Below are 25768 nucleotides of genomic sequence, written 5' to 3'. Positions count from 1 at the left end.
AACCGTAGCATTTATAACCAAATCAACAAAAAACCGCCCAAATCGGCGTTATTTTTGTTTTTGAGTATAAATGTATACCCCTAATTAAGTTTTACGCCCCATTGTTGCGTATACCAAACTGCTTTTCCAACAATAATGTCTCTGCCGCTTTTTCCTGCTTCTTGTGGTAGCGACATCATGTCGACGCGTTCACTTCCATAGCCGTCAATCTCTGCCCAATAATGGTGGTCGCGAATGTCCGCCGTTTGAACGCCTAAGCCGACGGCTAAATACGCGACTACACGCGCCATTGCCTCTACTTGTTTGTCCGTCGGCGGATAGTCGCCCCAATTCGTCACCGTACCGTCCGCCCATACGTCGCCCAGCCCGTAACAACAAGCTATTGCAATACCCAAATTTCCGGTGTTGCGCCGCCACGTATGCGCCGCCCTTTCATCGAAATTACAAGTAATGTAAATTTGCCCCGACCCATCAATCACAACATGATAGGCGGAGTGGTCTACATCGTAATGCGTTCCGCCCGTCCAATGGAGCGTAATTTTATCTACGTAGCCGCGCCCGCGCATAATGTACGGATCAAAGGCGTTTAGGTCAAGTATTTTTTCAATGATCATAATTTAACCTTTTTCTCGACTTTGTCTTTCACAAGTTCCAAAAAGCGTCCCATAGCAACGTTACCGCCGTCGCGCATATTTTCCAAAATGGATAAAAACTCTGACGCGCCAAGGTACATCCAGACCAAATTAACGGCGAACCCTGCCCCGGTCATAAAATCCCAGCAGTACCCAGCCGCCGTGGCTATCGTGTAAGTTATGACCTTATAGGTAAAGCCTTTACGACAAAAGCGTGACGCTACACGACCCTCAGCGAACGCCATCGGAATCGCTAACCACTTATCAAAGCCGGATATGTTTTCCGGCTTTGCCCCCTTTTCAAGCAGCATTTGATAAGTGATCGCGCTCCATTTAGTGGTGAGGTCAATTAACACTAATAAAATAAACACGCCCAGTACTTGAACGTGTTTAAGATGGATTAGCCAAATAGCGCCGCTACCAATAGCGGAAAAAGCCGACTTCACCCACCAAGCATCGGCGAGTTTCGTCATCGCATCAGATACGCCATGAATAATTTCGTTTATTTCTTTCAACATAATTTGCTCCAACAAAAAAGCACCATCAAAAGGCGCTAAAGAAATCATTTAGTCAAATCATAATTAATAGAATGTTTGTTGATATCCTCTGACCACTCTATAACGATACTTCCAGAAATAAGGTAAGTGCCAAAAATGTCATAAAACAATGTGGCGCTAGGAAGCTTTGGCGCTGGCGGCGGAGTCGATGGTGCCACTGGCGCGTCATAAGCAAGAGCCGGCCCCCAATTGCTCCCTACGGCGTCTGCTAAGAAAAACCTTAATGTGCCTTGCGGCTCTACACGTACGAATTTTTTCACATAATCGGCCGTCATTTTAACCGTGCATACACTCGGCGGAATTTTCACAGAGACTGTGCCTGTCGGTCTTGTAATTGTGCGGCTTCCAGCCTTAACGCCGCGGCTTTCCGTTGCCGCCGTGACGGTTACCGTTGCAAAATCACCAGTAAGCGTTACGCTTGTTGGCGAAACCTTCCCAGCAATATAACCCGTGTCAGGCGTAACACTAAATGTAATTTGACTACCTTGCGGCGCGTAAAAGTCGCTCGTGTATGTCTTATCTCCGACCGTTGCCGTGACGGTTTGGTGATCAGACTTTGGAAGCGTCACTTTCCATTGCCAAGACGGTATACGTCTCGCTAATTCGTTGAAGTCAACGCTTTCACCTTTTAACTGATACCGTTCATCGCTTTCTGCCCTCGTGTAGATGTCCGTTTGCCCCGGTTCGCCCGGCGGGCCTTGCGGACCACGTTCACCCTGCGGGCCTTTCGGTCCTTGCGCCCCCCGTTCGCCTTTATCTCCCTTTACTCGACCTAAAAGTATACGCATTAAATCTCCTCCTAAACGACTTCATAATAAAGGTTGCCGTCGCTATCCAAAGTAAACGTCACTTGCGGAGCGTCGCCTTTATCGCCTTTCGGGCCTTGCGGGCCTTTCGGACCTGCCGGACCTTGCGGACCACGCTCACCTGCCGGACCTTGCGCGCCATCGTTTCCCGCCGGACCTTGTACACCTTGTTTGCCCTGCTCGCCTTGCGGCCCTTGAATACCTTTTGCGCCGCTCAAGTCGGTTAAAAATGTATACGCCGTTTTACTTTTTGCGTACATTTTCGAGTTATCCGGATCATCGACGTTTTTTGTTGAAATTAAAACGACCGCGCCCTCTTCTAAGCCGTCACTCGTAAACGCTGCGTTCATTTCGCTAACGCTTGAATATACTTTTGAAAAGCGGAACGGCTTACCCGGATCACCTTTAACGCCTTGAATGCCCTGTTGACCGTCTTTGCCCGCCGGCCCCTGTAAGCCGCGCTCACCTTGCGGACCTTGTAACCCTTGCGGGCCTTGATCACCTTGTGGGCCTCTGTCGCCTTTCGGTCCGGTTTCACCTTTCGGACCCGGTATGCCTTGAATACCCTGCAACCCCTGCGGGCCTTGATCGCCTTTATCGCCTTTCGGTCCTTTGATGTTGCCTAAATGTTTTCTAGCCATTTTTTACGCCTCCTCAATATTCATCAACGTATAAATCGCCGCTTTTTTCTAAATAAAACTCCGGTGTTTTTCCCGTCGGTCCTTGTGGCCCTGCTGGTCCTGCTGGTCCTGCCGGTCCTTGTGGTCCTGCTGGTCCTTGCGGCCCCCGTTCACCTTTCGCGCCGCGCTCGCCAAGACCCATAACTAGCGGGCGAGTAAGGTCAACATCAATAGTCAGCTTTTCGTTTAAGATATCGCCCATAATGACCCCTTTCTAGCGACCGATAGCCATGTAGTAGCAGTACGCGCTGCTAGTGTCGACAAACTCGTCTGTTGTTGCCGAAGCGACAACGACAGTAACGCTGCTGCGCGAGACGCTGGTAACGTGTAAAGTCCAGTCGTCTTTGTTTTTGTAAATCGAGTCCGGGCTATACGGAGTTACTGTTACGTTATAACAGCTTGATGGAAACGAGCGCTCAAAATACCCCGTTCGCGTTTGTGATACTTTCGCCGAATAAAGCGAAATGCGCCCCCACTGTATAATTATCCCGTTAGGGAGTTCAACATAGCCGTCAGACCCTGTCGACGCGCTAAAATCGCTGTCATAAACAATCCCAGTCGGTAACCGCTCTTTATCAAAGCGGCCGTTAAATCCAAGCGTCGCGATCTTGTTTTGGGTCGTTCCAATTCGGCTATTCGGGATAAAGTCGAGCGTGCCGACACGGTTATCCAGCGCGTCGAGCCGTTTTTTTGTTGTCGTTAGCGTGATATCCGGGTCATCGAACCAACGCGCCCGGCCCGTGATCGCCTTAATTCGGTTCGCCAAGCCGTCTAAAAGTCCACGGATCGTGCCGTTGTTGCCTTTCGGTGCCGTTGTATCGCTTACGTTGTGCGCCATTACTTGGTGCGCCGCTGGATCGCCGTCATGATCGCCGATTGATGACGTTACGATGACGCGCGCCTGTGCCTCCGTAATGCCGAGTTGGATCGTTGGCGTGACGGTTACATTTTCCGCGCCCGTATAAGCAAGGATCACGTCAACGCGTAAGACCTTATACTGCGACGATTGCGCCGGAATGCTTTCCGGTGTGTCGCTTTCAACCACCGCGTACGGTGTTTTAACCTCTGCGCCCGCGTCAAGTCGAGCAAAAAGGGCAATCCGATTGAACGTCTGTTCACTCTGTGCGCCTTTATTATCGATCTGCAGAGTAACGATAACCGCCTTTTCTTTCTGTTTTACGCCCGCAATATCGAATGTTACGGGCATTGTATCTAACGTTAAATTATCGCCCGTGCCGCCTTTTGCCGCGTAAATATCAATGCTTTTATTAGCCGCCACCGCCTCCGCGTTCATCTTTAAGCCGTCATCGGTGACGCGTGTTTTACTCCAAGTAGCCATATTTAGCCCCCTATCGTGATATATTCGTACGTAATAGCCGCCCCGCCGTGTCGGATTGACGCCGTGACCGCGTGGTCAGTACGTAAGTTAAGCGTTAAGTTAGCGGGCGTAACCTGCCGCGCATAAGTCGTTAAAAAGTCCTGATCGATATTTTCGCCCGGCGCGATACTCAGCCACTCTGCATATTTATCATGGTCAACGCTTACTGTTACCACGCCCTCGCCGAATGTGGCGTTTAGCATTTTTTGAAAGTTCCGGATCGTATACGGTAACTGCGCGTTGATCTTCGCTAAAATCTGTTGCCGACGCTCGTCGAGTGTTGCGCCGACGGCGGGCGTCAATTTCAGCATTTCCTCCCACCGCCGCGCCCCGCGTTCGTCGATGTCCAAAACGAACGTATTTAGCGCGTTATCAACTAAATTTTGAATAACGATGTCCAGCTCCGGCTCGACTACGTCAGCGTACGCGATAAACTCCGCCGCATTAGCCAGTACGTCGGGGAAGTATCGACGAATACAAGCCGCCCGTAAATCAAGCGACTTACGAAGTGTATCAGCCATAATTTACCGCCCCCAAAACGGCGAGTTCGTCTGTTCCCAGTTCAAGGTTACGCGTTGACCCGTTTAGCGTCGTTCCCTCGACATCAAGAACGCCCGCCACGTCTAAAATCGCGCTTTCAATATGCGCAATACGAGCGACTAAACCCGTATTTTCAAAGCGTTTGGTCGTTACCGTTTGCGTCGTTTTCCAGCCACGATTTAACACCGCCAAATAGTCGCGAATCGCTTGCTCGACGGCGGGCTTTAAGTCCTCCAGCGTCACCCCGTCACGCGGGGATATTTTAAGATTGACGTTGATCGCTTTATCCGTCGTTCCGGTTACCGTTACGTAATGCCCGACAGGCGCAATGCCAACGCCTTTTTGCCGGTACGGTTCGGGATCGACCGCCTCTTGAACCTGCGCGACAAATTCCGCCGTCGGTGTTTTTTGTTCGCTTGTACAGAAAACGACTTTAACCGTGCCGCCACCGTTCCATACGGGATAAACTTTAACGCCGCCGACACCCGAAATCGCGCCGACCTTTTCTTTGTAGTCGGAAATGTTGCCGCCGTACGACTGCAAATCGAACGACGCGAGAAAACGCTCACGGAAAACCTCCGTGTCCTCATCGTTCACCGCGGGCACGGTTACCTCCGTTATTTCCGCGACCCGTAAACCCATGTTGAAGTCAATCGGGATCAATCGCCCGTCTTGCCGGTTGCCGTCGCGCCCCGCCGTTTCGCATTCAAGAAGCATGTAACCGTCTTTTTTGACTTCAATAACTTTGTAATTCAAATCTTCGCACGAAAAACGAGCACCCACCGCTACGCGCGCCGTGATCGGCTCGTATCGCCCTTTAACGACGGCTTTTGTCGCTTTATGAGGGATAACGCCGCGCTCCTTTGCGCGTTCAATCAGAAATTCACGGTCGGCGGTATCCGCGAACGTGTTTTTTAAGTAATAATCAAGCGCCGCATACAATAGCTCAACTTCAATTGAAACGGGCGCCGTTGCGTCAAAAATAATACTGCCTTCCCGTTTATCAATGCCGGCTTTAACCGCGTCTAACATGCGTTTTCTTACGGTTTCCGCCGTTTGTTTTTCATACACCGACGATCACCTCCTTGTCTGCGTCAAAAGCGCCGTAAATCGTATGCACGACGAATTTCGCCGTGACGTTTCCGGACTTATCGTGTTTAAGGTCGAATCGGTCAACATCGGTGATCCGGTCATCGACCATTAACGCCTCCCGAATGCGTCGGGGAATTTCCGGCAATACGTAAGGTAAAGGTAAGCCGAATAAGCCCGTTAACTCGTGACCGTAATCGGGCGAATAAATAATATGCTTGTACCGTTCCGTGTTCAGTATCTTGTAAACGGCCTGCTTTACCGCCTCGACATCGTCAGTCAATGCGCCGTCGACCCGTTCCGCCTCGATCTGCATGCGATACGTCGCATGAGGGGGCGTTGCGTCAATGCCGCGCGCGACTGATATATTGTTAAATTCATCGGGCAAAAGCCCCATTATGACCACTCTCCCGTCAGTTCCGCATGCTCCGCCACGCGGCAAAGTACATAAAATAACTGTCCGCCGGCTTGCCGTAGCATGATGACCTTTTCGCCGTTTTTCAGCTTATTATGTACGGTGATTTTCTTTCTGCCTCGGTAAGCGTGCGCGTGGCTTTCATATGACGCGTCACCGCTGCCGCCGCCTTTCGTTTCCGTCATGTGGGAAACGGAAATATCCACCTCATAATCGCGCACCATATCGGAAAGCATAATAAAATCAGCGTCTAACGTTCGTTTATCGTCAATCTTTATCTCGAGCGGATCGTCAGACGTAACCACGCCAAAAACAAGATCCGACGGCTTGCCCGCCGCCGTTGTCTGCGCGACCATTGCCCGGATAAGGTTAGCGGGGGATTCATTCAGCATTAATCACGCCCCCTCTCAACGTTAAATTCATTTGATGGTCGCGATGATAAAAGCTGTGCGTAACTTTCGTAACCAGCATTTTTTGTGCAATCTCCACGTCACCCAATTCAAGTGATACTGCAATCAGAGATCCGGCACGAACGCGGATATCACCCGCCGCGCCGTCGATGGATAATTTCCGCCGGACGACGTTATGTTGTGCGAGTAGTTGCTTTGCTAATTCCTGCGGACTCTGCGCGTTTCGATCCAGCTTTTCGTACATCTGCAGTACGCCCCATTGCTTTTTTGCGTCTGATTTTGCGAACTCGTCAGGCGTCATCGGCGCGTAAAATGCTTTGTGCTCTCCGCTTTCCTTGTCCTCCGTGACCAGCTTAACCAAGTTATACGTGTCATTATCAATGCCGCTCTCATAGGCGAAATTCTGCGCCGTTCTGTTGTTGATCAGGATCGGCACCCATAGCGCCGTCGGCTCTTTAAGTGTCAGCTTTCCGAAGTCGTCGAAAAGTACGAATAGCTTTTTAGTGTGCATCATCGTTATGTCTAGCGCCGTTTGGATCATATCGGCAAGCGTCACGTTATCCTCTGTGCGTTTATCAATTACAAAACCCGTATCGGATATGTCGCCGACTTTCAGTTGAAAGTCCTCCGCAAGCATCGTGATCAATTCGCTTGCCTTTTTGCCTTTATACGTGATACTGTCTTTGTTTTTCAAATAGCGCAGTTGATCGTACGCCGTGACCTCGATATGCTGTTCACGGTCGCGCCGCTTTTTGAATACGTATCCAAAAAAACACGGTGCGCCGTCTACTACCAGCTGCACCGTGTCGCCTTCTTTGAAGTCCAATATTTCGTCTTTATGCGCCGAAAAAACAAGTTTCCCGGGCGCTCCGGTTAACTCGAGCGACAACTCCGCTCCGTCAAGCACGGCGGGGGCAAAGTACTTGTCAGCCTCTTTATTGTGAATAATAATCTTGAAGCTATCCAAGTTTAACCACCTTACCCCTCAAGTTTTTAGCGAGCGGATTCTCAAGCCCGCTCCGCTTCGCCGCCGCTCTCCAGTCGAGCGTGCCGTTCCCGACCCCTTTCACCGTTTCCAGCACCGATAATTGATTTGTTATCTTTACCGCTGCCGGATACTTTTCATCAGGAGTATAGCGCCGCTCTTTTACCTTTAGCGTCTCCTTGCCGTCTTTATCCTTTACGACTTCGACCTCTTGAGTACCAAAAGGAACGTACTCACGCAGTTTAATTGCTACCTCAATATCCGTCGCATTGTTGGCGTTTTCCGAAATCGTGTAATCCTCGATCGTCGTCAACATGTTTGTGTTCCATAACATCGCGCCGTCAAAATTCATGCGAGTAACAATAAATCGCATCGGATTGACGTTCTCTTTCGCGTCCTTGATCGCGTCTAAAAACGTCGCCGCGGGCTTGTATGAGAACGAATTTCCAAACAACCGCCCGGCGCCGAAACGTTTCGCCACTTCACCCACCGCATAATCAATCAAGCCGCGCCGAAGTGAAGTGTCGTAATTAGCGAACGGATATTCACGGTTTGGCAGCATGAATTTGAACGATATATCGGTAAGTCCGGGCGCTTTGATGATCGTCGCTTCGCCTTCATCAATCAGATTGATAGTCGTATTTTTGCCGTTAATCGTCGTATCAATCGCCGTCGGGGCAACGGGAAGCAGAGTTTCGCCTAAATAGAAATAGTAACTCATTGCAGAACCCCCTCCGTTCCCGTTTCCAACGCCTCCGCGATATTTTCACAGAACGCCCTCATCATGCCGTCAAAGTTGCGTTCGCTGCCGCTCGTGACGTGCAAACCGCCCGCGTCGACTTTAACAGTCGCATTCACGTAACGGTTGATCGCTTCGCGCTCCGCTGCGTCGCGTAAATATTTCAAATCGCTTACGGTGCTATCGAGTGCGTCAGCTGCGCGTTTGCCTTGTTTCGCGCCTTCCGCCGTATTATCGGCGATAGCGTTTTCAACGTCGCTTGCGCCGTCTGTCAGCGGCTTTCCGAATGCGCCGTTAGGGCTACCAATGCTGCCGAGAAAGTCCTCAAAGCGTTTACCGGTTGCGTAACCGGCGCGGGCCGCGTCTGTCATGTTCATATAGCTTGCCCGCTCAAAACTAAATGCGCCGGTTACGTCTTTTGCGGCAATGGTAGGAACGCCAACCGTGCCAAAGTTTGTGCCCAAATGGCTGTTTACCATGCCGACAATCGCATTAATCGCCCCGGCAACGTGTTCAACAACGCCGTTCCAAATTGCCACAAAAAGGTTATAAATTGCCGAGCCCGGATCAACAAACGCAACGCCAAGAAAATTAGCAAAATCAATAAACCGATTCCAAACTAGCGCGAGCATATTGTAAATTCCGGCAAACAACCAGCTAAACGCGCCGAAAATCAATCCGGTAGCCGAGACGCTCGTCCCGGCGAAGTGATTCACCGCCGCAATCGCGCCATAGAATACCGCCACCAAGCCGACCACCGCGCCGACTAGCCACGTCACCGGACACGCGTACATCGCCGCGTTCAAGCCGCCCTGCGCGTACGCTTGCGCAATGGTCGCGGCTGTTGCTGCCCACGTATGAACCGCATGCAACGCCAACGCCGACGCCGCAATAGCCGCTCTGCCGGCTGTAACTAACATCATGCCGGCCGCATGTCCGAGCGCCATACTTACCGCCGTTAGCGCGCCTTTCACTAACACGCTATGCTCGTCAAAGGCCGTGTTAATCGTGTTTAAGCCGTCAGCCGTTCGGTCAATAAACCACGTCGCCGCCGTAACTGCCCCCAAGAATACAGGCGCGAGCCTCTGCACCGCCGTCGATACGTTATCAACGATGGTTTGAACGCTTTTACTGTTGGCTAATCGTGTTATTGCGCCGAACACAGGAGCGAACGATACGACCGCCATATTACCAATCTTTTTGAAGTGGTCACCCCAGCGCTTCGGAACTTTCGCGAACGCGTCATCAATATCTCCCATATGCTTAAGTATGGAGTCTTTAATGACCGCCGATGTGATTTTACCTTCCGCCGCTAATGCTTTTACTTCGCCGCGCGTCACGCCGAGCTCTTTCGAGATCATGTTTAACAACATAGGCGCGTTTTCGGAAATTGACCGGAACTCGTCGCCTTGCAGCCGTCCACTGCCGAGCGCTTGCGTTAATTGAAGCATCGCGCTTTTTTGTTCCGCGACACTTGCGCCGCCAACTGCGAAAAGCTTTTGAATGCCTTCCGTAAATCCGACTACTTCCGCCGGATCGGGGAACGCGTCACGAGCGTTAATCGCCAGTTTTGAAACCGCGTTTGCCATATCAAAATAACTGCCGCGCGCTCGTTGCGCACTCTCGAAAATAGCCTGATTCAGTCCGGCTACCTCTTTCTGCGAATTAGCCACCAGCCCGAGCCGCGCTTGAATGCCCGCGAACTCTTCCGCCGATGTGCCCACCGACGCTATTGCCGAACCGAGCGCCCGCGCTCCGGCGATTGCTCCAGCCGCAAGGAAACTGCCCGCAAATACGGATCCAAGCATATTGAATTTACCTACCGACTGCTGCGCCGCCGTACCCGCCGCCCGGGTCGAGCCGGTGAATTTATTCAGCTTATCGGAAGCCTTTTCCGTAGCGTTGGCAATTTTAAGAAGCGGGGCGCTCATGCCGTCGCGCAATTTTATATACGTATTAATGCCAGCCATAATTCACCCCTTTTTTAGCTTTTCCGCCTCTTTCTTTTTCGCGCGTGCGTATTCATCAACAAACGCGACTACTGCCGCCCGTTCCCAGTCGGGCAATTCCATTACTTCGTGCGGCAATAGTCCGCATTTGATAAAGGCGAAATACGCAACGCACGTTTCCGCGTCTCCCTGCGTTAGTAGTTTTTTACCGTCTTGACCTTATCGCCCATGCCGATGTCGTAGCCGCAAGCCTGTTGCGCCGCCAAGAGTAAATCGGTCAATTCGCCCGGTGTAAGCAACTTTTTCAAAAGATGTTCCGCGCCCGCCGCGCCGTAAAACTCCTGCAGTTCGCCGTCGTTTAGGTTCGGATACGTCACCGCGGCCACGGCTACATCAAGAAATACCGCCTCTGTGTCGGTCTCTTTCTTAAATTCGCGTGTACCTTTCACCGGAACGCGTTTAGTATTCCGGTCGACGATCTCCTCAACTTCATCATTCGTAAGCACCCGCAACTCCCACTCAATCGGCTTTCCGTCGTCGTCTTTCATTCGTTTAGAGGCGACGTATTTCACCGGCTCACGTTGAAGCAACTCCTCGCGCATAAACGCCTTTAAGCTGCGCGCTTTTTCGTCTGCCATACTCTACCCCCTTACGCTTGCATGCCGTCGAGCATGCGGAAGTTTTTAGGGATCTTGACCCCTTCAAAAGTGAAACCGATCTCATCTTCAAGCAGTTTTCCGTCAGCGTCATAGCTTGCTACCGTCGTCTTGTCGATGTTGCAGCCGGTAAGAATAACAACACGGCCGCCCGCGTCGCTCGTCGGATCTTCGTTTTCCACTTGTAAATCAAAGTAAGTGTCGATACCCTCATTGACGAGCCGCAACATCATATCATCGAAAAGCGCCGTATTTTTATAAATGGTCATAGTGCCCGACCCTTTCATGCTTACGGACTTATGACCCTTCTGCATGCGGCCGAGAATTGCGACCTCTTCTTTTTCCTTTTCGAGCGTCGCCTCTAACGTTTTCGCCTGAAAAAGCAAGTAGCGTTCGCCCTCTCTAGTCGTGATAAAAGCGCGCGCCATCTTCGCCGATAACGTGTCTTTTGCAAGCATTGTTTGAAGATTATCCATGTTCTAAATCACCCCTTTATGCCACGACTACCGTACAATACAGTTTTTCCATGCATGCCGTCGGCTGGATCTCAAACGTCCACAAAACGGCCGTTTTTTCCTCGCCCTGAGTAGGGATCGGCAAGTCCTGTTCGCGGAAATTCTGGATCGCTCTTACGCGCTGGTACTCTTCAAAAAGTGCGACGCCGTCTTTCCACAAAGAAATGCGGCCGGATTCGTCATTTTGCACCTTGCCCAAATACAAACGATTGAAAAGGCGCGCAATATCAAGCGCCGCGTTATCCAGTACGCGAACAGTCTGATTAAGCGCGAAATCACGGTTTTTATCCTTCGTAAATTCGGTAAATGTATTGATGTCGGACAATACCCGAACATCGCCGACAACATTACCGCTCACGCTATCCGTCACGTTATGGAAAGTAAGCATGCCATCGGTGATCGCCTTTTCGAGCTCAAACTGTTTAAGCGCCGTATCAACCGTATATTCGCCGTCATACAATGCATTAGTGCAGGACGCGTTAATCGGGCACGATGCCTCTTTACCGGCGAGCCAGTAAACGAGCGAACCTTTTTCCGCGCCTTCGTCTTTTACGTCGTTTTTAACCGAAATAACGCCCTCATAGTTGGCGCGCTCCAGTCCATGAACGACGAGCTGGAACTTCGCGCCCGTCTCTTCGCGGCAACGTTTCGTAAAGTTTACGAGTAACGTTTTAACCGCTTCATCAGCGCCCGGATAGGCTAAGATGTTGAAGTAGTACGGTTCGATTAAGCCTACGAATTTCTGATAATCGGCTACCGTTACCGCCTCACCGGCTGTGCCGCCCGCCAATGCCTCGCCAGCCGTTACCGATAACGTGCCTGTTTTCGCGAATGTAACATAGGCGTTTTCTTTCAAATCTTTGAATCCGGCAATGTTCGTTTGTTCGTCAACAGCCCGCAAGCCGCCGCCCGACTTGATCAGTGTTTTAACGATAAAGTTGCCCGAGTGATCCGGATCGTTTTGTACCGCGATCACTAAATCGTTGCCGCGCGTGCCCGCGTATTTCGCCGTCGCTAAACTGTTTTTAGCCGCCACCCCGCCGCCGTTAAGACGGTAGAAGTAGCCCGTTTTAAGGTTTCTAAACAGTTCGCGCAAACCTTTCATTTCCGGCGCGCCGAAGTCGTAACCGAAAATCTCGAGCGAGCGCTTTTGAAAATCTTCCGCGTCTACTCGAAAAATTTCACCGACTTTACCCCAATCCAGCTCAAGCGCCAACGCCGCAAAGCCGCGATCGGCGATGTCGGTCATTGCCCGATCCTTACTTACAAAATTGATGTAAGTGCCCGGCATTTTTTTGTTTTGGAAAATCCACTTACCGCCGCCAAGTGCCATTTAATCGACCCCCTTATTAATATCTTTCCGGACAGACGCGTTAAGCAGTTCTTTCAGCTTTCGCTCTACCTCGTCTGCCGTGTAAAATTCGTACTCTTCCAATACCATAGTCAAAAGGTCGCGGAACTCCCACCACCGCGCCGCCCTTAGAATGTCCGCGCCGAGAAACTGCTCCGCGGCTTTAGTTTTCTTTGTTGCCATCGTTCACCCGCCCTTTCGCGTCTAACGTTTGCATATTCTCGACCTTTTCCCGCGGCCGCATGATGTGAAAATCGTACGAAATGTAAAAGTGCAGCACCCCGTCAGTTTCTCTCCATTCCATACGTTCGCCACGTACTAATGCGCCGCCTACGTCGATATACTCCAGCACGAGCGTCATCGTATCCGCTATGTCGGTCAGCTCTAACGTGTCGATATCCACCCCGTCGCGCGTCGCGAAATAGTGAATGTCGAAATGGTTTGTCCGCCAATAGCGACGGTCGAGCTCCTGCTCTTCGCCGTGCGTGATCCTTTCGATGAAAAAGCACGGGAAAATAGCGTTTTGCCGTTGAAAATCGGTATACACAGGAACGCCGAAGGCGTTATACAGTGCCGCCGATACTCCGTCGATTAAATCTCTATTTCCCGCCATTTTTCAACCCTTTCAATAATTCCGACGTTTGCCGCCGGATAATTCCGCCCGCCTTGCTTTCGGTGTAGGCTTGCGCAATTTCGGTGATGTGTTTGCCTTCAACGAAATTATTCACAAGCTTTTTGCCGATAATCGGGATAAACCGCCCGGGCGTTTGTCGGTGCCCGTCGTTAACGAAAGAAGCATACGACGCGGAGTTGGTGATCGCGATCCGGTGCGCGCGAGATGTTTTTTCAATCTTGCCCGCGTCCCATGACCGCTGCATGTGCTCCGAATTAACGTGTATTACCCGTTCTTTCTCGCCTTCGCCAATCGAAACGTAACGCTCGTCAACTTCGCCGGCTTTCCACGTCTTGTCCTTATCGACTTTTTTTAGTCGTTTCTTTTCACCGCCGATTTTGACCGTGCCGCCTAGTCCTTTTGGTGTTTTTTTGATCGCTGCCCGCAAATACGCCGCCGCCATTTGCCGCAACGCATTTGATTTAGCCTCGTCAATCCGTTTTTGATCGGTTGACTTCGCGACTGCCTCCGCAAACTTTTTCCATTGGTCAATGTTCAGCTTAACGTCAGCCATAATGCCGCTCCTTGTGTTCAAGCGGGATTTCCTGATGACTGTCGTAAACGGCCGGAACGCCCGACGCGCGAAACGTCAGCACGCGTCCACGGTGTTTAACCTCGATATCCGAGCCGGCGGGGATTGCAAGCTCCGGCGCGCAAAACAATTTTACCGTCTGCGCCATTTCCGCCACCCCCGTCGCCCTGTCCGTCGTCGGTAATTGCCCGTAAGACAAGCGACACGGGAACGGGGCTATAACCCTTTCCGTTGTTGTCGGTCGCCCCGTTTTTGCGTCAATTTTCGCCGTTTCAAGCAATTTTACAGTGGCTACGCCGTCGTATAGGCTTTCAATCGCCGCCCTTACCATTTCAGTCGCCGGTAACATGCTATGTCCCTGTCTTTCAGCAAATAATCGAGCATTGCGCCGACGCGCGCTTTTGCGTCCGCAGCACCGTCGCCAAAGTCGACCGTCGTGTCGCCCTCTTTGACCGTTTTCGGAACGCGTAAATCCTGTGCGTTCCACGCTTTCGCCGATAATTTCATGTTGATGTAGCGCCCCGCCGTCTGATTGACCCATACGTACTGTAACCCGACCGGAACGCTTGACCGGTTCGTCGCGCTCATCAAATGCGTTTTTGCGTCATCGGCCAAAAGCCGGATCAAGTTAAAATCGCTCTCCGGAATGTCTTTGCCGGTCATTTCCTTAACGACGAGCCCCAACGCCTCTAAAAAGGTCATTTTTCAGCCTTTTGCGCGCTGCCGGTTTAGGTGCGGGGGCGGCAATTTCAACATAACCCCGCGCCAGCAAATAATCGCGCGCGCTTTTCGTGTCTACAACTTTAATCACATTCAAATTCTGTAACTTATACATGTTCAACTCCACCCCCTCTAAACCCTTATGCTCCGGTGTTTACCCAAACGCCCGCAAGGCGATGTTTCGGTACCCATACGTCATGGAACTTACGATAATCAATGCGCCATGCTGTCGCCTGCTGGTTCGTCATCGGATCGAAAATGCGCAGCGTATCCGTTTTGGATACTGCGATAGGCGCGGATTGCAACATTACGATCCAGTTAATCGCTTTCGCCGTGCTATCTTTTTCAAAGCCGCCTTTTTCTTGGCCGCTGGTCACGCCGTCATTGAATTTGTACGCCGTCTGCATGCGCGCCGACGGAACGGTGATAATCGGGATACCGTTATAAAGTTTCACGCGGTTGTTGAACTCGCCCGCTTTGAAGTCGCCGACATCGAGCATATGCTGTACGCCGCTAGCCTTGCTCAAAATCGCGCGCGTCGACATCGGCATAGCAATTACGAATTGCAAGCTATCGCCGACCACGTCTTGAACGGCCGCGATGTCTTTGTCGAGCTGTTCGAGAACGTTCTCCACCGTCGGAGTGAATGCTGACGTTTCGTTTCCTGCCGCTTTTGCTAAGGCGGCAATTTTGGAATAGCGGTAAGCGTCGACTTCCGGCACGACGTGCTCTTTCTGGAAAGTAGCGACAACATTAGCCGCGCTTGCGATAAATCCGGTTTCGTCGACGTCTCGAATATCGAGTTGAAACGCGCGCCCGCGATCCTGCGTCAATTTATAATCTTCAAATTTCAGGCTAACGCTGCCCGCCGTGTAACCGCCTACTCGGTCATAGTCCGCCAAGCCGTCGAGCTCGATTGTCGGCATTTTTACCGTGTCGCCGCCGGTATATTTAACCTGCGTTGCGTTTGCTTCCATCCAGCCGCTCGTCGCGTCCTGCATCATTTTTTGATCCAATTTTTGTTGGAAAATCGAAACAAATTCAAGTGTGTTAGGTTTCATTCTGTTTTACCCCTTTCAAATGTTGGCGATTGCGCCATCAATAAGTTGTTCGATACTGTTTTTCGGTGCGGGATCTGCGCCCCTACCCGGGATAACGCCCGAGATCTGCGCGTCCTGCTCAAACAAATAGCCGTCAGAAGTTTTAAGCGCTTTGATCTGCTCATCTAGTCCGCTAATCGTTTCGCCGTCAAGTTTTACCGCGCCCATATCTAAAAGGGCTCTTACCGCTTTTGCGTTTTTCACTTTTGCCGCAACCAGCGAACGATCCACCGCCGCGTCAAGTTTCATCTGTTCCACCTGCGCCGCGTACTCTTCCTCGCGTTTCGCTTGCGCCGCTTTCAACTCGTCTAATTGCTTAACAAGATCCGCATTGTTGGCGTTATCGGCTTTTAATTTATCCAATTCAGCCTGTGCCGTCTGCCGTTCTGCTTTCAATGCTTTCAACTCGTCGTTTTTCGCGTTGAATTGCGACTTTGCGACAAAGTTTTTGCCGTAATCCTCAACGATCTTGTCGGCTTGTTCATCACTCAAGCCGAGCGCTTTCAATTCTTCCTTGGTCATGATTAACTCCTCCCGTTTCGCTTGTTATTCGGCGGCCACTCCCGCCGTTTCCGGTCTTGTTCTTTATCGCCTACAATGCCAAAAAGGCAAACAAAAAAGACGCGTTTAGCGTCTTGATTGATGTAATTAAGATAAACGGTTTTTTCGTTTATCTGTCGTTCCTTACGCTTGCCGGATCAGCCTCAATAATTCAGGCGTACACGGCACGGCGAACTTGCATTCACTCCCCGCGGATAGGTCAATATCGCTCAACAATTCGCACCGGGGCAAGTCAAGCGATAAATAGCAGCCGTCACGGCGCAGGATCTCTCCCTGTAACCCGATCGCCTCAATACGCGGCCAGTCCGGCTCTTTCTTCGCGTCATGGTCAAACGTGATCAACACGGTAAACGGTAGACGTTTTACCGCCCGACCTCTGCCCAGCATCGGCACGTCGATTAATTCTTCACACAATTCAATCTCCGCCCGACAGTCAGCCAGCAGGTAACGCTCACCGCCGCCCGTTGCGTATAGTTTCCCGCGCTCGACGGGTACCGTTTTTGCGATTCTTTGCATGGTGTCTCCTTTCGCGCAACAAAAAACCGCCTCAGCGTTTCGCTTTGACGGCTTTTAATACATCAGAGATAAACAATATCCGCTGGCGCTATCTTGCTTTTTTCCAGTGTTATTTTCTATTTTCTACCAATCCGGATGAGTAGTAATCTTGGTGATAATATCCTCGGCAATGTTTCTGTTATCTTCGTTTAGCCCCTGTATATTATCGGCAATAGCATCCACTAAATCTGCGGCTTTCTCATCTTCCATTTCATCAGAAAAACTGAAATTCATTCTTTTTAAGAATATTTTTTCTTTTTCAGTAAACTCACACTGTAGAATCATTTATTTCCCTTTCTTATATTTTTTTAGACGAGATTTACCTGTCGGCCACGATGTAATAATAACCCCTGTGTCAGGATTTATATTCACAGTTGTAGCTTCACCGATAAATCTCTGCGAGTTTCCGTTGTCTTTTACTACGACATCTCCAACATGCAGTGGATTTATCAATGCATCTCTAATACCATCTAAATCAAGATTGCGGATATCTGCCCTTTCCTGCTGGTGCTTAGACAACTTAGCAATAGTAATCCCGTTACTGGTTTTTAACCCGATCAACGCACCGGTATTGGTATTCTTTACGTATTTATTATACCACTCCTTATAAGTCATGTCCGGTATCTCGACCGTTTTGCCCGTTTCAGGATCTCGCGCCACTCTGCCGCCGTCATCGAGTAAGCCCTCAATGTACGGCACGGTCGTTGACCTGCAATGACAATGAAAGGGCGGCATTGTTATTCCCGGTTTTGCGTCTTTCCTGTCAAACACCTTACCGTCGAGATCTTGGCATATTTCGCTTGTTTTACTGTCCAAAACAGCGCAGATCTGGTATTGCTCCAGTCCGAGCTCGTCGTAAGTATCGAGCATTGCCCGCTCTTGTATGTAGGCCGTTTCCGTCTCGACAAGTCGGTAAGCTTGATTATACGAAGTATTAAACCGCGCCGCGATCTTTTCCGATAGTTGCGCCGTGCTCGTTCCGGTCATCAACGACTGCGTGATATCCGTTTGTAGTGAATTGATTAGTTGTGTTTTGTTTTTCCAGATGCGCGATGAAAAGTCCGCGCCATCGGGCGCCCACGGTTTCGAGATCGCCTCTTCAATCTGCCGCTCACGAACTGCCCGGAAGTTTTCAAAGCCCGTTACTTTCTGCGTTTCGTACGCCGTTTTATACGCGCTATCGGTGTAAACTTCGCGCATTAGTCCGTTAAGTTGCCAGCCTTGCGTTTTCGCCAGCTTTTCGACGTATTGCGCCGTTTTTAAGTATATCTCTTGTGACCGCGTCAAACGTACGCGCATAGATGCGTTTTCTAACATTCGGATATGCGCCGGATCAAGGTCAAGCCGCTTTGCCTCCTTGATGAAGTCCGCCAGCGTCATTTTGAATTCTTTCAGCTCTCGATTATCAAGGATCCGCCGCGCCTCCGCAAGGCTTATTTTATTTTCTTTTGCAAACCGGTCGTACCACTGCTCGACCTCTGCCCGAAGTTGGCGGAGCGTTTCACGATATACCCGGGCAAGATCCGCGTTAGCCCGTTCAGCCTTTCGCATTTCTGCCGTTTTTAACCGCTTGAAACGTTCTTCCCAATAGTTATAAGCCATTTAGCTATTCCTCTGTATTTTCGCCCGTTTCCGTCGGTTTCGCATAGTCTTCAAGGGCGGGTATCGTCTCGCTTCTTTCCTTTTCGATCTGCCGCAGCTCGTCGTTCGCGTCTGCCGTCCACGGGTGATTAGCGACGATCGTACGCATGGACAGAATACCCACGCTGTCGCGGGCGTTGGCGATCGTGTCCGCCTCGTTGATGATGATGTCGCGGTTGAATTTCCAGAGTACCGGCTTATGCTTGATTACGCGGAAACCGTCAGCGACCAGTCCGACGAAGTATAAAAGCCGATCCAGGGCGACCGAAAACTCAAGCTGCATGCTGTCGGCGTCTAAATCAATATCGCTGTACATGCTTTTAATGTTCAGTTGATTAGCGTTCCCACCGAGCCTATCGTCCTTTGCGTCATACCCGCGCCCGCATTCGATAATCGCTTTTTTAAGTAGCTTGATAACGATTTCATAATTGCCCGGATTGACTTCAATCTGGAGTGTATCAACGCCGCCCTCTGCGCCGTCTTCCGTCCGGACAAATACCACGCCGTACTGCGAAAGGTTATGCCGGAACTCGTCCGCCTTTGTGCCTTCGTAGTTTTTAACGACTAAAATCGTGTTGCGGCTGTCTTCCTGGATTCTATCCAACACGCCGCTCACCATGTCGTTTAACGCGTCCTGCAGAGATTTCACGCGCGCTAACAGTGGCTGCTCGTTAGCGTTGTACTTGAACGCTATCAAAGGTAACCGCGCCCAGTTAAAGCCTTTCACGCCGTCCGCGCTCTTGTACGTCAAGTAGGTTTCATCTTCACGGTTGATGTCCGGCTCAAGTTTGCCCGCGTCCGTATAGATAAAATATTTAACGCCGTCAAGCGTGTAATATTCCACATGTTGAACGGTCTTTTTTTCGCGGCCTTTGTATTCCTCAACCCCGTAGATCCGTATAAACGCGTCCAGCTCCTCGTGTTCCTCGTCTTTCCAGAAGGGCAATACCTCGTAAGGTTTAAGCCTCTTATATTTCAATTCGCCGTCGGCTACATAAACGAGCAAATAACCGATACCGCAATTCAGCGCGTCGACACCGATCGCCCGTATACGCTTATCGAACGCCGTATCAAGGATCGCCGCGACCTTTTCTTTGAAGTCCTCTTCGTCCGTCTGCGGCTCGATCGGGTTCGCTAAAAGGTAGTTAGCCTTTTGATCGACAAGGTTCGCGTACGTGTTATACGTCACCCGGTTATTCGGTAAATTGTGAATCGCCTCCGGCTGCCCGTTTTCGCCGATCGCCGTACGGACTTTTTCCGCGACGTCGTGAACACCGTTATAGTAGGCCGCCCCCTCGATCATCTGGCGCCGTTTGCCCGACGTTAAAAAGGCCTTTATCTCTTTCTCTAAAAACTCAACCTCGGTCATTGCGTCGTTGAAAAGCACCGTTTTCTCCTCCTTGACGAGCGACTGACCGCGCCCGAAGTTCCGTAGCGTTTCTAAAATGCTCAATTTAACCTCCAAAGCCGACTAACTCTTTACCGAGCGTGCCCGCCAGCGCGTACCGCATAGCGTCCATTAAGTGGTTATTATCATCTTCCGGCTTGCCCGTGTATTCATCGAATTTATCTTTTGCCCACGCGTACAACGACAGCTCGCGTAAGGTGTTTACACAGCGCGGGTGAACGATAATTTGAAAGTTCTGTATCTGTTGAATGCCGTGCCGGATACTGTCGGGGCCTTTGCGGCTCTTTCGCACTCGCGTCAATCCCGCCCGGCGCAGCTCCTCGATGGATTTAGGCTCTGCGCTGTCCGCCGTGATCTGTTCTTTCGCATAACCGCGTGCCTCTATCGCCTTGTACAGCTCCTGATTAGTCAGGCCTTTTTCGTAAAGTTCATCAAACACGTATATCAGGCGTTTTCCCTTATCCACAAGCCCGCACCATAGCGCCGCCGGGTCAGTCGTGAAACCGAAGTCAAGCCCGAACGCCGCGTTTATGCCCTCTTGCTTTCTCAGTGCGTCAATATCAAAGGCCTTTTCAGTCCAGTTATCATAAATTAAGCCCTCGACAATGCCCCAATCGCCGAGCCCCGCCACCCGGTAGCGCTTTTTATTCTTTTTCATTTCCTCGAATAGTGCCAAGTCCGACGGGCTCAAAAATTCATTACATCGGTAATCCGTTGTAAGCGCTAACACCTGAGGGCTCTCCTCGTCGAAAAAGCGTTTTTTCAGCCAATGCCGACTGCTCCACGGGTTAAAGGTTAGCGTCAACTGTGTAAATAAGCCTTTCGGCAACTGCCCGCGAATGGATTCATCAAGTCGGTTGAAAGCCTCTTCTGATGTCACCTCGTAGGCTTCCTCGATCCACGCCCAACAAAGCACGCCGCGCGGAACGGATAACGACGTTATTTTTAACGGATCATCGAGACCCACAAACAATATTTTTTGCCCGGTCGGCATATAGACGATCTCAAGCGGGCTTTTCGTCGCTTTCCAATACGCGCCAACACCCAGCCTGTCAATCGCCCAGCATAAGTCGGAAAAACACGAATTTTGAAGCGTTCTAAAGACTTTCCGGACAACGACCAAATTCGCCGCCGGATATTTCATGAGATTATAGATGTACCAAAGCGCCGTTGTTTTCGACTTTTTGCTCGCGCGGCTTCCCTTTACTACACGATAGCGTCCGCGCCATTTCCAAAAAGCCCCGTAACCTTTGCCGACAACGTCCGGAAGATAAACGCGCCGTTCATTCATCGAGCTTATCCTCTCCGGTGATGATGACCGGAGTAACGTTTACCTGTGTCTCCGGCAAGGTCATTCCAAGACACCGGGAAAGAATTTCAAGCGCTTTGCTTCTGTCTTTTATCGTCGGCTTTCTGTTCGTCCGGCTCTCTTCGCCCTGCGGATTTATCGCGACGACTTCCTCGCTCATCTCTCCGCGGACTATTTCCGTCAGCAGTTGCAGTACCTCTTTTGCGTCGGCGATTTTCTCCGCGTCGGCCTCTTTTATCAGCTCCGCGATACGTTTTTTTATGTTTGGTTTTGCCAAGTTTTCAACAGCTATTGAACGCGCCGTTTTTTCGCTGTATCCGGCCGCAATAGCCGCCTGTGTGCCGTTGCCCTTAAGGCGTACGTATTCGGTTGCAAACAGTTCTTGTTTTCTTGTCAGTTTCGCCACGGGCAACTCCTTTCTGCATTAAAAAAGCGCCCCTATTGGCGCTGCCTCTTTCTTATATTTACGTCTCCGATGATTTCATATCCGGCTAACGCGCAAATCTCTTTTACTACTCTAATCAGCCGGGCGATCTCTCTTTTTTCCCGATCCACATTTGCGCAAGCTTTATCCGCCGTCGGATCCGGATAGTGTTCATGATTCATAATCTTGACCTTTGCAACAAAAAAGCCGTCCAACCGGGCGGCTCTTAAGGAGGAAACCTGTTCTCAAATTTCTCACACTATCATAATAACACGTTCTAATGTAGCATTTTGTAGCAGGTTTTATGAAAAGTGCTTTTTCTGGTATGCGTCCAGCGCTAAAACGTGCAACCGACGCAGAGATTGATGATGATAGCCCATCTTATCGGCGACCTCTTCCAAGGTCAGCCGCTCCGTTTGTACGTAGTACCAGCTTAAAAGAAGTCTATAACGGGCATCAGAAAGCGCGTTTATTTTCTCTAAAATCTGATCCTTTCGTTCATAGTATTCATCAATAGTCCGGTCAATCTCTCTTCCCATATCGACCAATTTAGCGGCCGCGTTGGCGATGTCCGATTGACGGGTGCCCGAGACGGGCTCGGAAAGAGGGCGCGCAAGGCTCGTCGCGCGGGCGGCCAGTTTCTCTCTGTCCATGATCAGCGCGTCGATCCGCGCGTTCATTTCGCGCAGCCCCTCAAGCTCCGCCCGCGCTTGACGGTTACATTTAATCATTCGCCCGGGCCTCTCTGACACCGATCGCGCGTTCCAGCGCGGCCAATGCCTGACGCACGGATAAATCTTGCGGCTCGTCCGACAGTATCGCCGACACGGACAAGCAAAGAATCGCCCCGGAAAGATCCTGATCAAGCCCCTTATCCGCTGCGTAATCTATCGCAACGATGCTTTCCACTTTCTCTCGGTGATAATCGAGATATCGCTTAATGTACCAACGGGCTTTTCGTAAGTCCTCTAGTTCGGTATCTTTAGACTTTTTGCCGGCACGAGAAATATACTTGACCGCGTTGCCCAGATGATACCCAAGCCGCCACGATTCGATAGCGTCAATCGTTTCAAATTTCCCGTCCGTGTAGTGCGCCGGATGATTAATGATGTCGTTATTCATTTTTCCTCCTTGCTTCAATACCTAAGTTTATGATCTTCCAGACGAAGGCGAATAATGCGCATTTCATCATCGTCAATTTTTTCATTCGCATAGAGAGATACATCTATACCGTTGATCAATCCAGCACAAAGTTCGTACATTTGCCTATCATTGTATTTTGGGTCGGCATAAACTGATACATCAACCCCGCGCTGAAGTCCCTTGCATATTTGCGCAATTTGATAAAAATCAAATATTTCTAATAGATCTCGCAACTGCTCAATCTGCTTTTTCGTAATCTTTGCCTTTTTGAACACCCCCTAACTGCTTTTCCAGCCGCCGCGTTTCCATAAAAAGCGTAACCACGTCTTTATCAATCAAAATTTCAACTAGCTTATTCAGAACATGTTTAGGATTGCCGTATTTTTCCGTCAGCCACCGATTGACCGCGCGCATAATATCCTCTGCGAAATCTTTTTCAATATCACGGTTACCATAGCCGTAAGCCGCTTTATTTTCGTGCATATCCACATAAAAATCGGCAATATATTGTATTTCACCCGCTAATGTTTTGCCCTTATTTTTAGTCATCTTGACCGCCTCTCCATTCTCTAAACATTTCAAACCAATCTTCCGCCGTCATCGTAATTAACCATTCGCAGTTGTTTTTTCTGTGCGCCACAATCGGCACGCGGCCGCTCTTTTGAGAATCTCGCCGAGCTTGCGCCATCGCGTCCTCAATATTTAGCCGCTCTACCCGCTTAACCTCCACATGCACGCCCGGAAGGCCGACCACGTCAGCCGCCTCTCCGGTATTGCCGCAGTATTGCGCAGTCCGGCGAACATCCCAGCCGTTGGCGCGGCAAAGCCTTGCAAATTCCAATTCGCCGCGCTTTCCTTTTTGCTTTCCGTTAGTCATTTGTTGCCGCACGTTCCATAGCTTCACGCATTTTTTTCATTTCAATAGATATCATATTGGAAGATGCATAAGACGAAACGTTTAGCTTTTTTTCAAGACCCATGCGAATTTCGCGCATTTGATATTCGTTATATTTCGGATTTGCATAAATGGACACATCAACACCGTTTTCAAGGCCGCGCCGGATCTCGCCCATTTGTCCATAACTAAAAACTAGATCGGCAAAAAATGATATATCAAGACCTTTTGAAAGGCCGATACAAATTTCCTCCATTTGGAAACAATCAAATCTGGGATCAGCATAGATCGTCACATCAACACCCCGCATAAGGCCAGCAGAAACCACTTCTGTTTGCCTCTGATTAAATTGCGGATTGGCTAAAATAGATGCATCGCGTCCCTCTTCAAGGCAGTTCTTAATCAAGCGCATTTGCTTATGATTAAATCGCGGATCAGTATAAACGGACACATCAAGTCCCTGCTCAAGCCCAAATCGCATTTCACGCATTTGCTCAGCGTCATACTTAGTATTAGCGTAAATCGACACATCAATACCTTGATCCAAACCGAAAAGAATTTCACAAATCTGGCGTATATCAAAGTCTTTTAATAACCCTTGTAGTTGTGCTAATTGCTCTTCGCTCAATGCTTTTCCTACTTCTCTTGCCATCTTCAATACCTCCACTATGTTTTTATTCTCTTTATCCATCTAAACATTTTGTTTTTGATTTTTCGGAAAAAATCAGACGGGAAAGGGGAGGGAGCAAGGGAACGACACTTCCGGGGGAGCCTTGCGACCCCCGGAGTGTTTTCCCGCCCACCTCTTTCCCCTGTCAGTTACGGAAAGTAACTCCCTATATATATGCGGGTTTTTCTTCCAAATTGTTAACGCATTTTCACTGCTTTTGTTTACATTCTTCGGCATCATACATTTCTCCGTTTTCGATCTGTAACGTTCCTCCGGTTTCAGAATATTCTTTGAGATAGTTTCGGACGGTTCGCTCCGATACCTGCAAATATTCAGCAACGTCTTTAACATTGGCGCGCTGCGTATTTTTGTCTTGGTGTATCTCAAAGGCCGTCAATAAGCTGTCCATGCGTCTTTGTTTCTTTTCCTGCTTTGCCGCGTTGCCTTTTTTGCTCAACTGTTCAGCGTTAAGGAATGCGCCTAACACTCGACTGTCAGACAAAACATTTTCCGTGTCTGGATAGTGTCGCGGATAATCAAACCAGATGTTAATCGGTTCAAAGGGGGCAAACTCACGCAACGTTCCTTCAATCCGCCACGCCGTTCGTCCTCCGGTGTCGATGTTTTCCGTGTCCAGTTCCGTCATGTCAATCAGCGCGTCAGGATCGCGGGCAAATACGCCGCTGCCGCTTGCTCTGTCCATTGACCGCTTGCCGGCTTGCGTACCTTTGGAATGGTGATGGCAATAAATGACGGCGCAATCAAGCTCCGTGCATACCTTATCGAATTGATTACAAAAATGCGCCATCTGATCGGCGGAGTTTTCATCGCCGGTGATAACTTTATATATCGGGTCAATAACAACCGCGATATAATTCTTTTTTTGCGCCCTTCTGATGAGTTTAGGCGCAAGCTTATCCATCGGCACTGATTTTCCCCTTAAGTTCCAAATATCAATAGATTTTATTGATTTTGGCACTGTTTCTGTAGCCGCGTATACTTCTTTGAAACGATGTAGGCAACTTGCCCTGTCCAGTTCCAAATTGACGTATAACACGCGTCCTTGCGCGCAATCAAAACCTAACCACTGCTTCCCTTCGGCAATGGCGATACATAATTGAATTAATGCAAACGACTTGCCCGCCTTAGACGCGCCCGCCAATAGCATTTTGTGTCCTTGCCGTAAAATGCCGTCAATCAATGGCGCCGATAATGGCGGCAAGTTGTCCCATGTATCGGCAAGGCTTTCCGGATCGGGCAAATCATCATTTACCGCTTCAATCCATTCCCGCCACTCCGCCCAGCTACGTTTGCCGATGTTGGTATCCACCAAATATTGCTTGTGACCGTCACGAATAGCGCCCGGCAATCGAGACAAGCGAGACGGATTTTTGTTTTGCCGGTCAACGCTTAAACCATTTTTCTCGCAGACACT

37 protein-coding genes are annotated in these 25768 nt (G+C 50.0%); all 37 read right to left on the bottom strand.

Annotated features, from left to right (window positions below):
• Window positions 1-80 precede the first annotated feature (80 nt).
• Window positions 81-614: a peptidoglycan recognition protein family protein gene (locus tag HNR45_RS00185; protein ID WP_159822144.1), complete on the bottom strand. Its 534-nt coding sequence runs from the start codon at window positions 612-614 to the stop codon at window positions 81-83.
• Window positions 611-1198 (bottom strand): phage holin family protein, encoded by a 588-nt coding sequence (locus HNR45_RS00180; protein WP_235020576.1) that lies wholly within the window; start codon window positions 1196-1198, stop codon window positions 611-613. Before HNR45_RS00180 ends, HNR45_RS00185 begins: the two co-directional genes overlap by 4 nt.
• Entirely contained in the window at window positions 1195-1977 is a 783-nt protein-coding gene (locus tag HNR45_RS00175) for a hypothetical protein (RefSeq protein WP_159822146.1), read from the bottom strand. Before HNR45_RS00175 ends, HNR45_RS00180 begins: the two co-directional genes overlap by 4 nt.
• Before the next feature lie 11 nt (window positions 1978-1988).
• Window positions 1989-2636: a collagen-like protein gene (locus HNR45_RS07210; RefSeq protein WP_221417760.1), complete on the bottom strand. Its 648-nt coding sequence runs from the start codon at window positions 2634-2636 to the stop codon at window positions 1989-1991.
• A 13-nt stretch (window positions 2637-2649) separates the two neighbouring features.
• Window positions 2650-2877, bottom strand: a complete 228-nt coding sequence (locus tag HNR45_RS07205) for a hypothetical protein (protein WP_221417758.1) — start codon at window positions 2875-2877, stop codon at window positions 2650-2652.
• 12 nt (window positions 2878-2889) lie between these two features.
• On the bottom strand, window positions 2890-4014 hold the full coding sequence (locus HNR45_RS00160) for a gp53-like domain-containing protein (protein ID WP_159822148.1): 1125 nt from the start codon (window positions 4012-4014) through the stop codon (window positions 2890-2892).
• A gap of 2 nt (window positions 4015-4016) precedes the next feature.
• Window positions 4017-4574 carry a putative phage tail protein gene (locus HNR45_RS00155; RefSeq protein ID WP_159822150.1) on the bottom strand — a complete coding sequence of 186 codons (558 nt, stop codon included), beginning with the start codon at window positions 4572-4574 and terminating at the stop codon, window positions 4017-4019.
• Window positions 4567-5664, bottom strand: a complete 1098-nt coding sequence (locus HNR45_RS00150) for a baseplate J/gp47 family protein (protein WP_159822152.1) — start codon at window positions 5662-5664, stop codon at window positions 4567-4569. Before HNR45_RS00150 ends, HNR45_RS00155 begins: the two co-directional genes overlap by 8 nt.
• A complete protein-coding gene (locus tag HNR45_RS00145) occupies window positions 5657-6079 on the bottom strand; it encodes a DUF2634 domain-containing protein (protein ID WP_159822154.1) in 423 nt (140 codons plus the stop codon). Before HNR45_RS00145 ends, HNR45_RS00150 begins: the two co-directional genes overlap by 8 nt.
• Window positions 6079-6489, bottom strand: a complete 411-nt coding sequence (locus HNR45_RS00140; RefSeq protein ID WP_200841482.1) for a DUF2577 domain-containing protein — start codon at window positions 6487-6489, stop codon at window positions 6079-6081. The genes HNR45_RS00145 and HNR45_RS00140 overlap by 1 nt, the downstream gene beginning before the upstream one ends.
• Window positions 6479-7474 (bottom strand): XkdQ/YqbQ family protein, encoded by a 996-nt coding sequence (locus HNR45_RS00135; protein ID WP_159822156.1) that lies wholly within the window; start codon window positions 7472-7474, stop codon window positions 6479-6481. The genes HNR45_RS00140 and HNR45_RS00135 overlap by 11 nt, the downstream gene beginning before the upstream one ends.
• Entirely contained in the window at window positions 7467-8213 is a 747-nt protein-coding gene (locus HNR45_RS00130) for a hypothetical protein (RefSeq protein WP_159822158.1), read from the bottom strand. Before HNR45_RS00130 ends, HNR45_RS00135 begins: the two co-directional genes overlap by 8 nt.
• The gene (locus HNR45_RS00125; protein ID WP_159822160.1) at window positions 8210-10201 is read right to left on the bottom strand and encodes a tape measure protein; all 1992 of its coding nucleotides are present in this window, start codon (window positions 10199-10201) and stop codon (window positions 8210-8212) included. Before HNR45_RS00125 ends, HNR45_RS00130 begins: the two co-directional genes overlap by 4 nt.
• Before the next feature lie 173 nt (window positions 10202-10374).
• Complete coding sequence (locus tag HNR45_RS00120) at window positions 10375-10818, bottom strand: phage tail assembly chaperone (protein WP_159822162.1); 444 nt, start codon at window positions 10816-10818, stop codon at window positions 10375-10377.
• Between the two features lie 11 nt (window positions 10819-10829).
• Entirely contained in the window at window positions 10830-11312 is a 483-nt protein-coding gene (locus tag HNR45_RS00115; protein WP_159822164.1) for a phage tail tube protein, read from the bottom strand.
• 16 nt (window positions 11313-11328) lie between these two features.
• Entirely contained in the window at window positions 11329-12684 is a 1356-nt protein-coding gene (locus tag HNR45_RS00110; RefSeq protein WP_159822166.1) for a phage tail sheath subtilisin-like domain-containing protein, read from the bottom strand.
• Window positions 12685-12885 carry a hypothetical protein gene (locus tag HNR45_RS00105; protein ID WP_159822168.1) on the bottom strand — a complete coding sequence of 67 codons (201 nt, stop codon included), beginning with the start codon at window positions 12883-12885 and terminating at the stop codon, window positions 12685-12687.
• A complete protein-coding gene (locus HNR45_RS00100) occupies window positions 12866-13315 on the bottom strand; it encodes a phage tail terminator family protein (RefSeq protein WP_159822170.1) in 450 nt (149 codons plus the stop codon). Before HNR45_RS00100 ends, HNR45_RS00105 begins: the two co-directional genes overlap by 20 nt.
• A complete protein-coding gene (locus HNR45_RS00095) occupies window positions 13302-13889 on the bottom strand; it encodes an HK97 gp10 family phage protein (RefSeq protein WP_159822172.1) in 588 nt (195 codons plus the stop codon). Before HNR45_RS00095 ends, HNR45_RS00100 begins: the two co-directional genes overlap by 14 nt.
• On the bottom strand, window positions 13882-14256 hold the full coding sequence (locus HNR45_RS00090) for a hypothetical protein (RefSeq protein WP_159822174.1): 375 nt from the start codon (window positions 14254-14256) through the stop codon (window positions 13882-13884). The genes HNR45_RS00095 and HNR45_RS00090 overlap by 8 nt, the downstream gene beginning before the upstream one ends.
• On the bottom strand, window positions 14232-14609 hold the full coding sequence (locus HNR45_RS00085; RefSeq protein WP_159822176.1) for a hypothetical protein: 378 nt from the start codon (window positions 14607-14609) through the stop codon (window positions 14232-14234). Before HNR45_RS00085 ends, HNR45_RS00090 begins: the two co-directional genes overlap by 25 nt.
• Window positions 14575-14748, bottom strand: coding sequence for a hypothetical protein (locus tag HNR45_RS00080; protein ID WP_159822178.1), 174 nt, complete (start codon window positions 14746-14748; stop codon window positions 14575-14577). The genes HNR45_RS00085 and HNR45_RS00080 overlap by 35 nt, the downstream gene beginning before the upstream one ends.
• A 19-nt stretch (window positions 14749-14767) precedes the next feature.
• A complete protein-coding gene (locus tag HNR45_RS00075; RefSeq protein ID WP_159822180.1) occupies window positions 14768-15688 on the bottom strand; it encodes a hypothetical protein in 921 nt (306 codons plus the stop codon).
• A 15-nt stretch (window positions 15689-15703) separates the two neighbouring features.
• Entirely contained in the window at window positions 15704-16249 is a 546-nt protein-coding gene (locus tag HNR45_RS00070; protein WP_159822182.1) for a phage scaffolding protein, read from the bottom strand.
• Window positions 16250-16411: 162 nt separating this feature from the next.
• On the bottom strand, window positions 16412-16804 hold the full coding sequence (locus HNR45_RS00065; RefSeq protein ID WP_159822184.1) for a hypothetical protein: 393 nt from the start codon (window positions 16802-16804) through the stop codon (window positions 16412-16414).
• 123 nt (window positions 16805-16927) lie between these two features.
• Complete coding sequence (locus HNR45_RS00060; RefSeq protein WP_159822186.1) at window positions 16928-17128, bottom strand: hypothetical protein; 201 nt, start codon at window positions 17126-17128, stop codon at window positions 16928-16930.
• Entirely contained in the window at window positions 17129-18445 is a 1317-nt protein-coding gene (locus HNR45_RS00055) for a minor capsid protein (protein ID WP_235020577.1), read from the bottom strand.
• A gap of 4 nt (window positions 18446-18449) precedes the next feature.
• Window positions 18450-19937, bottom strand: a complete 1488-nt coding sequence (locus tag HNR45_RS00050; protein WP_159822188.1) for a phage portal protein — start codon at window positions 19935-19937, stop codon at window positions 18450-18452.
• 1 nt (window position 19938) lies between these two features.
• Window positions 19939-21183, bottom strand: coding sequence for a PBSX family phage terminase large subunit (locus HNR45_RS00045; protein WP_159822190.1), 1245 nt, complete (start codon window positions 21181-21183; stop codon window positions 19939-19941).
• A complete protein-coding gene (locus tag HNR45_RS00040) occupies window positions 21176-21607 on the bottom strand; it encodes a terminase small subunit (RefSeq protein ID WP_159822192.1) in 432 nt (143 codons plus the stop codon). Before HNR45_RS00040 ends, HNR45_RS00045 begins: the two co-directional genes overlap by 8 nt.
• 320 nt (window positions 21608-21927) lie before the next feature.
• Window positions 21928-22356, bottom strand: a complete 429-nt coding sequence (locus HNR45_RS00035) for a DUF1492 domain-containing protein (RefSeq protein ID WP_159822194.1) — start codon at window positions 22354-22356, stop codon at window positions 21928-21930.
• Entirely contained in the window at window positions 22349-22747 is a 399-nt protein-coding gene (locus HNR45_RS00030; RefSeq protein WP_159822196.1) for a DUF3310 domain-containing protein, read from the bottom strand. The genes HNR45_RS00035 and HNR45_RS00030 overlap by 8 nt, the downstream gene beginning before the upstream one ends.
• 14 nt (window positions 22748-22761) lie before the next feature.
• Window positions 22762-23001 (bottom strand): hypothetical protein, encoded by a 240-nt coding sequence (locus HNR45_RS00025; RefSeq protein ID WP_184327465.1) that lies wholly within the window; start codon window positions 22999-23001, stop codon window positions 22762-22764.
• A gap of 4 nt (window positions 23002-23005) precedes the next feature.
• Window positions 23006-23317: a hypothetical protein gene (locus HNR45_RS00020; RefSeq protein WP_159822200.1), complete on the bottom strand. Its 312-nt coding sequence runs from the start codon at window positions 23315-23317 to the stop codon at window positions 23006-23008.
• Window positions 23310-23645 (bottom strand): putative PDDEXK endonuclease, encoded by a 336-nt coding sequence (locus HNR45_RS00015; protein WP_159822202.1) that lies wholly within the window; start codon window positions 23643-23645, stop codon window positions 23310-23312. Before HNR45_RS00015 ends, HNR45_RS00020 begins: the two co-directional genes overlap by 8 nt.
• Entirely contained in the window at window positions 23638-24315 is a 678-nt protein-coding gene (locus HNR45_RS00010; RefSeq protein ID WP_200841483.1) for a hypothetical protein, read from the bottom strand. Before HNR45_RS00010 ends, HNR45_RS00015 begins: the two co-directional genes overlap by 8 nt.
• Before the next feature lie 226 nt (window positions 24316-24541).
• The coding region (locus HNR45_RS00005) for an AAA family ATPase (RefSeq protein ID WP_184327461.1) at window positions 24542-25768 on the bottom strand (1227 nt) is incomplete at its 5' end.

It is taken from the genome of Negativicoccus succinicivorans (assembly GCF_014207605.1).
Taxonomy (GTDB): Bacteria; Bacillota; Negativicutes; order Veillonellales; family Negativicoccaceae; genus Negativicoccus; species Negativicoccus succinicivorans.
The sequence above is the reverse complement of the archived record's forward strand: the minus strand, read 5'-3'. Positions and strand labels throughout refer to the sequence as shown.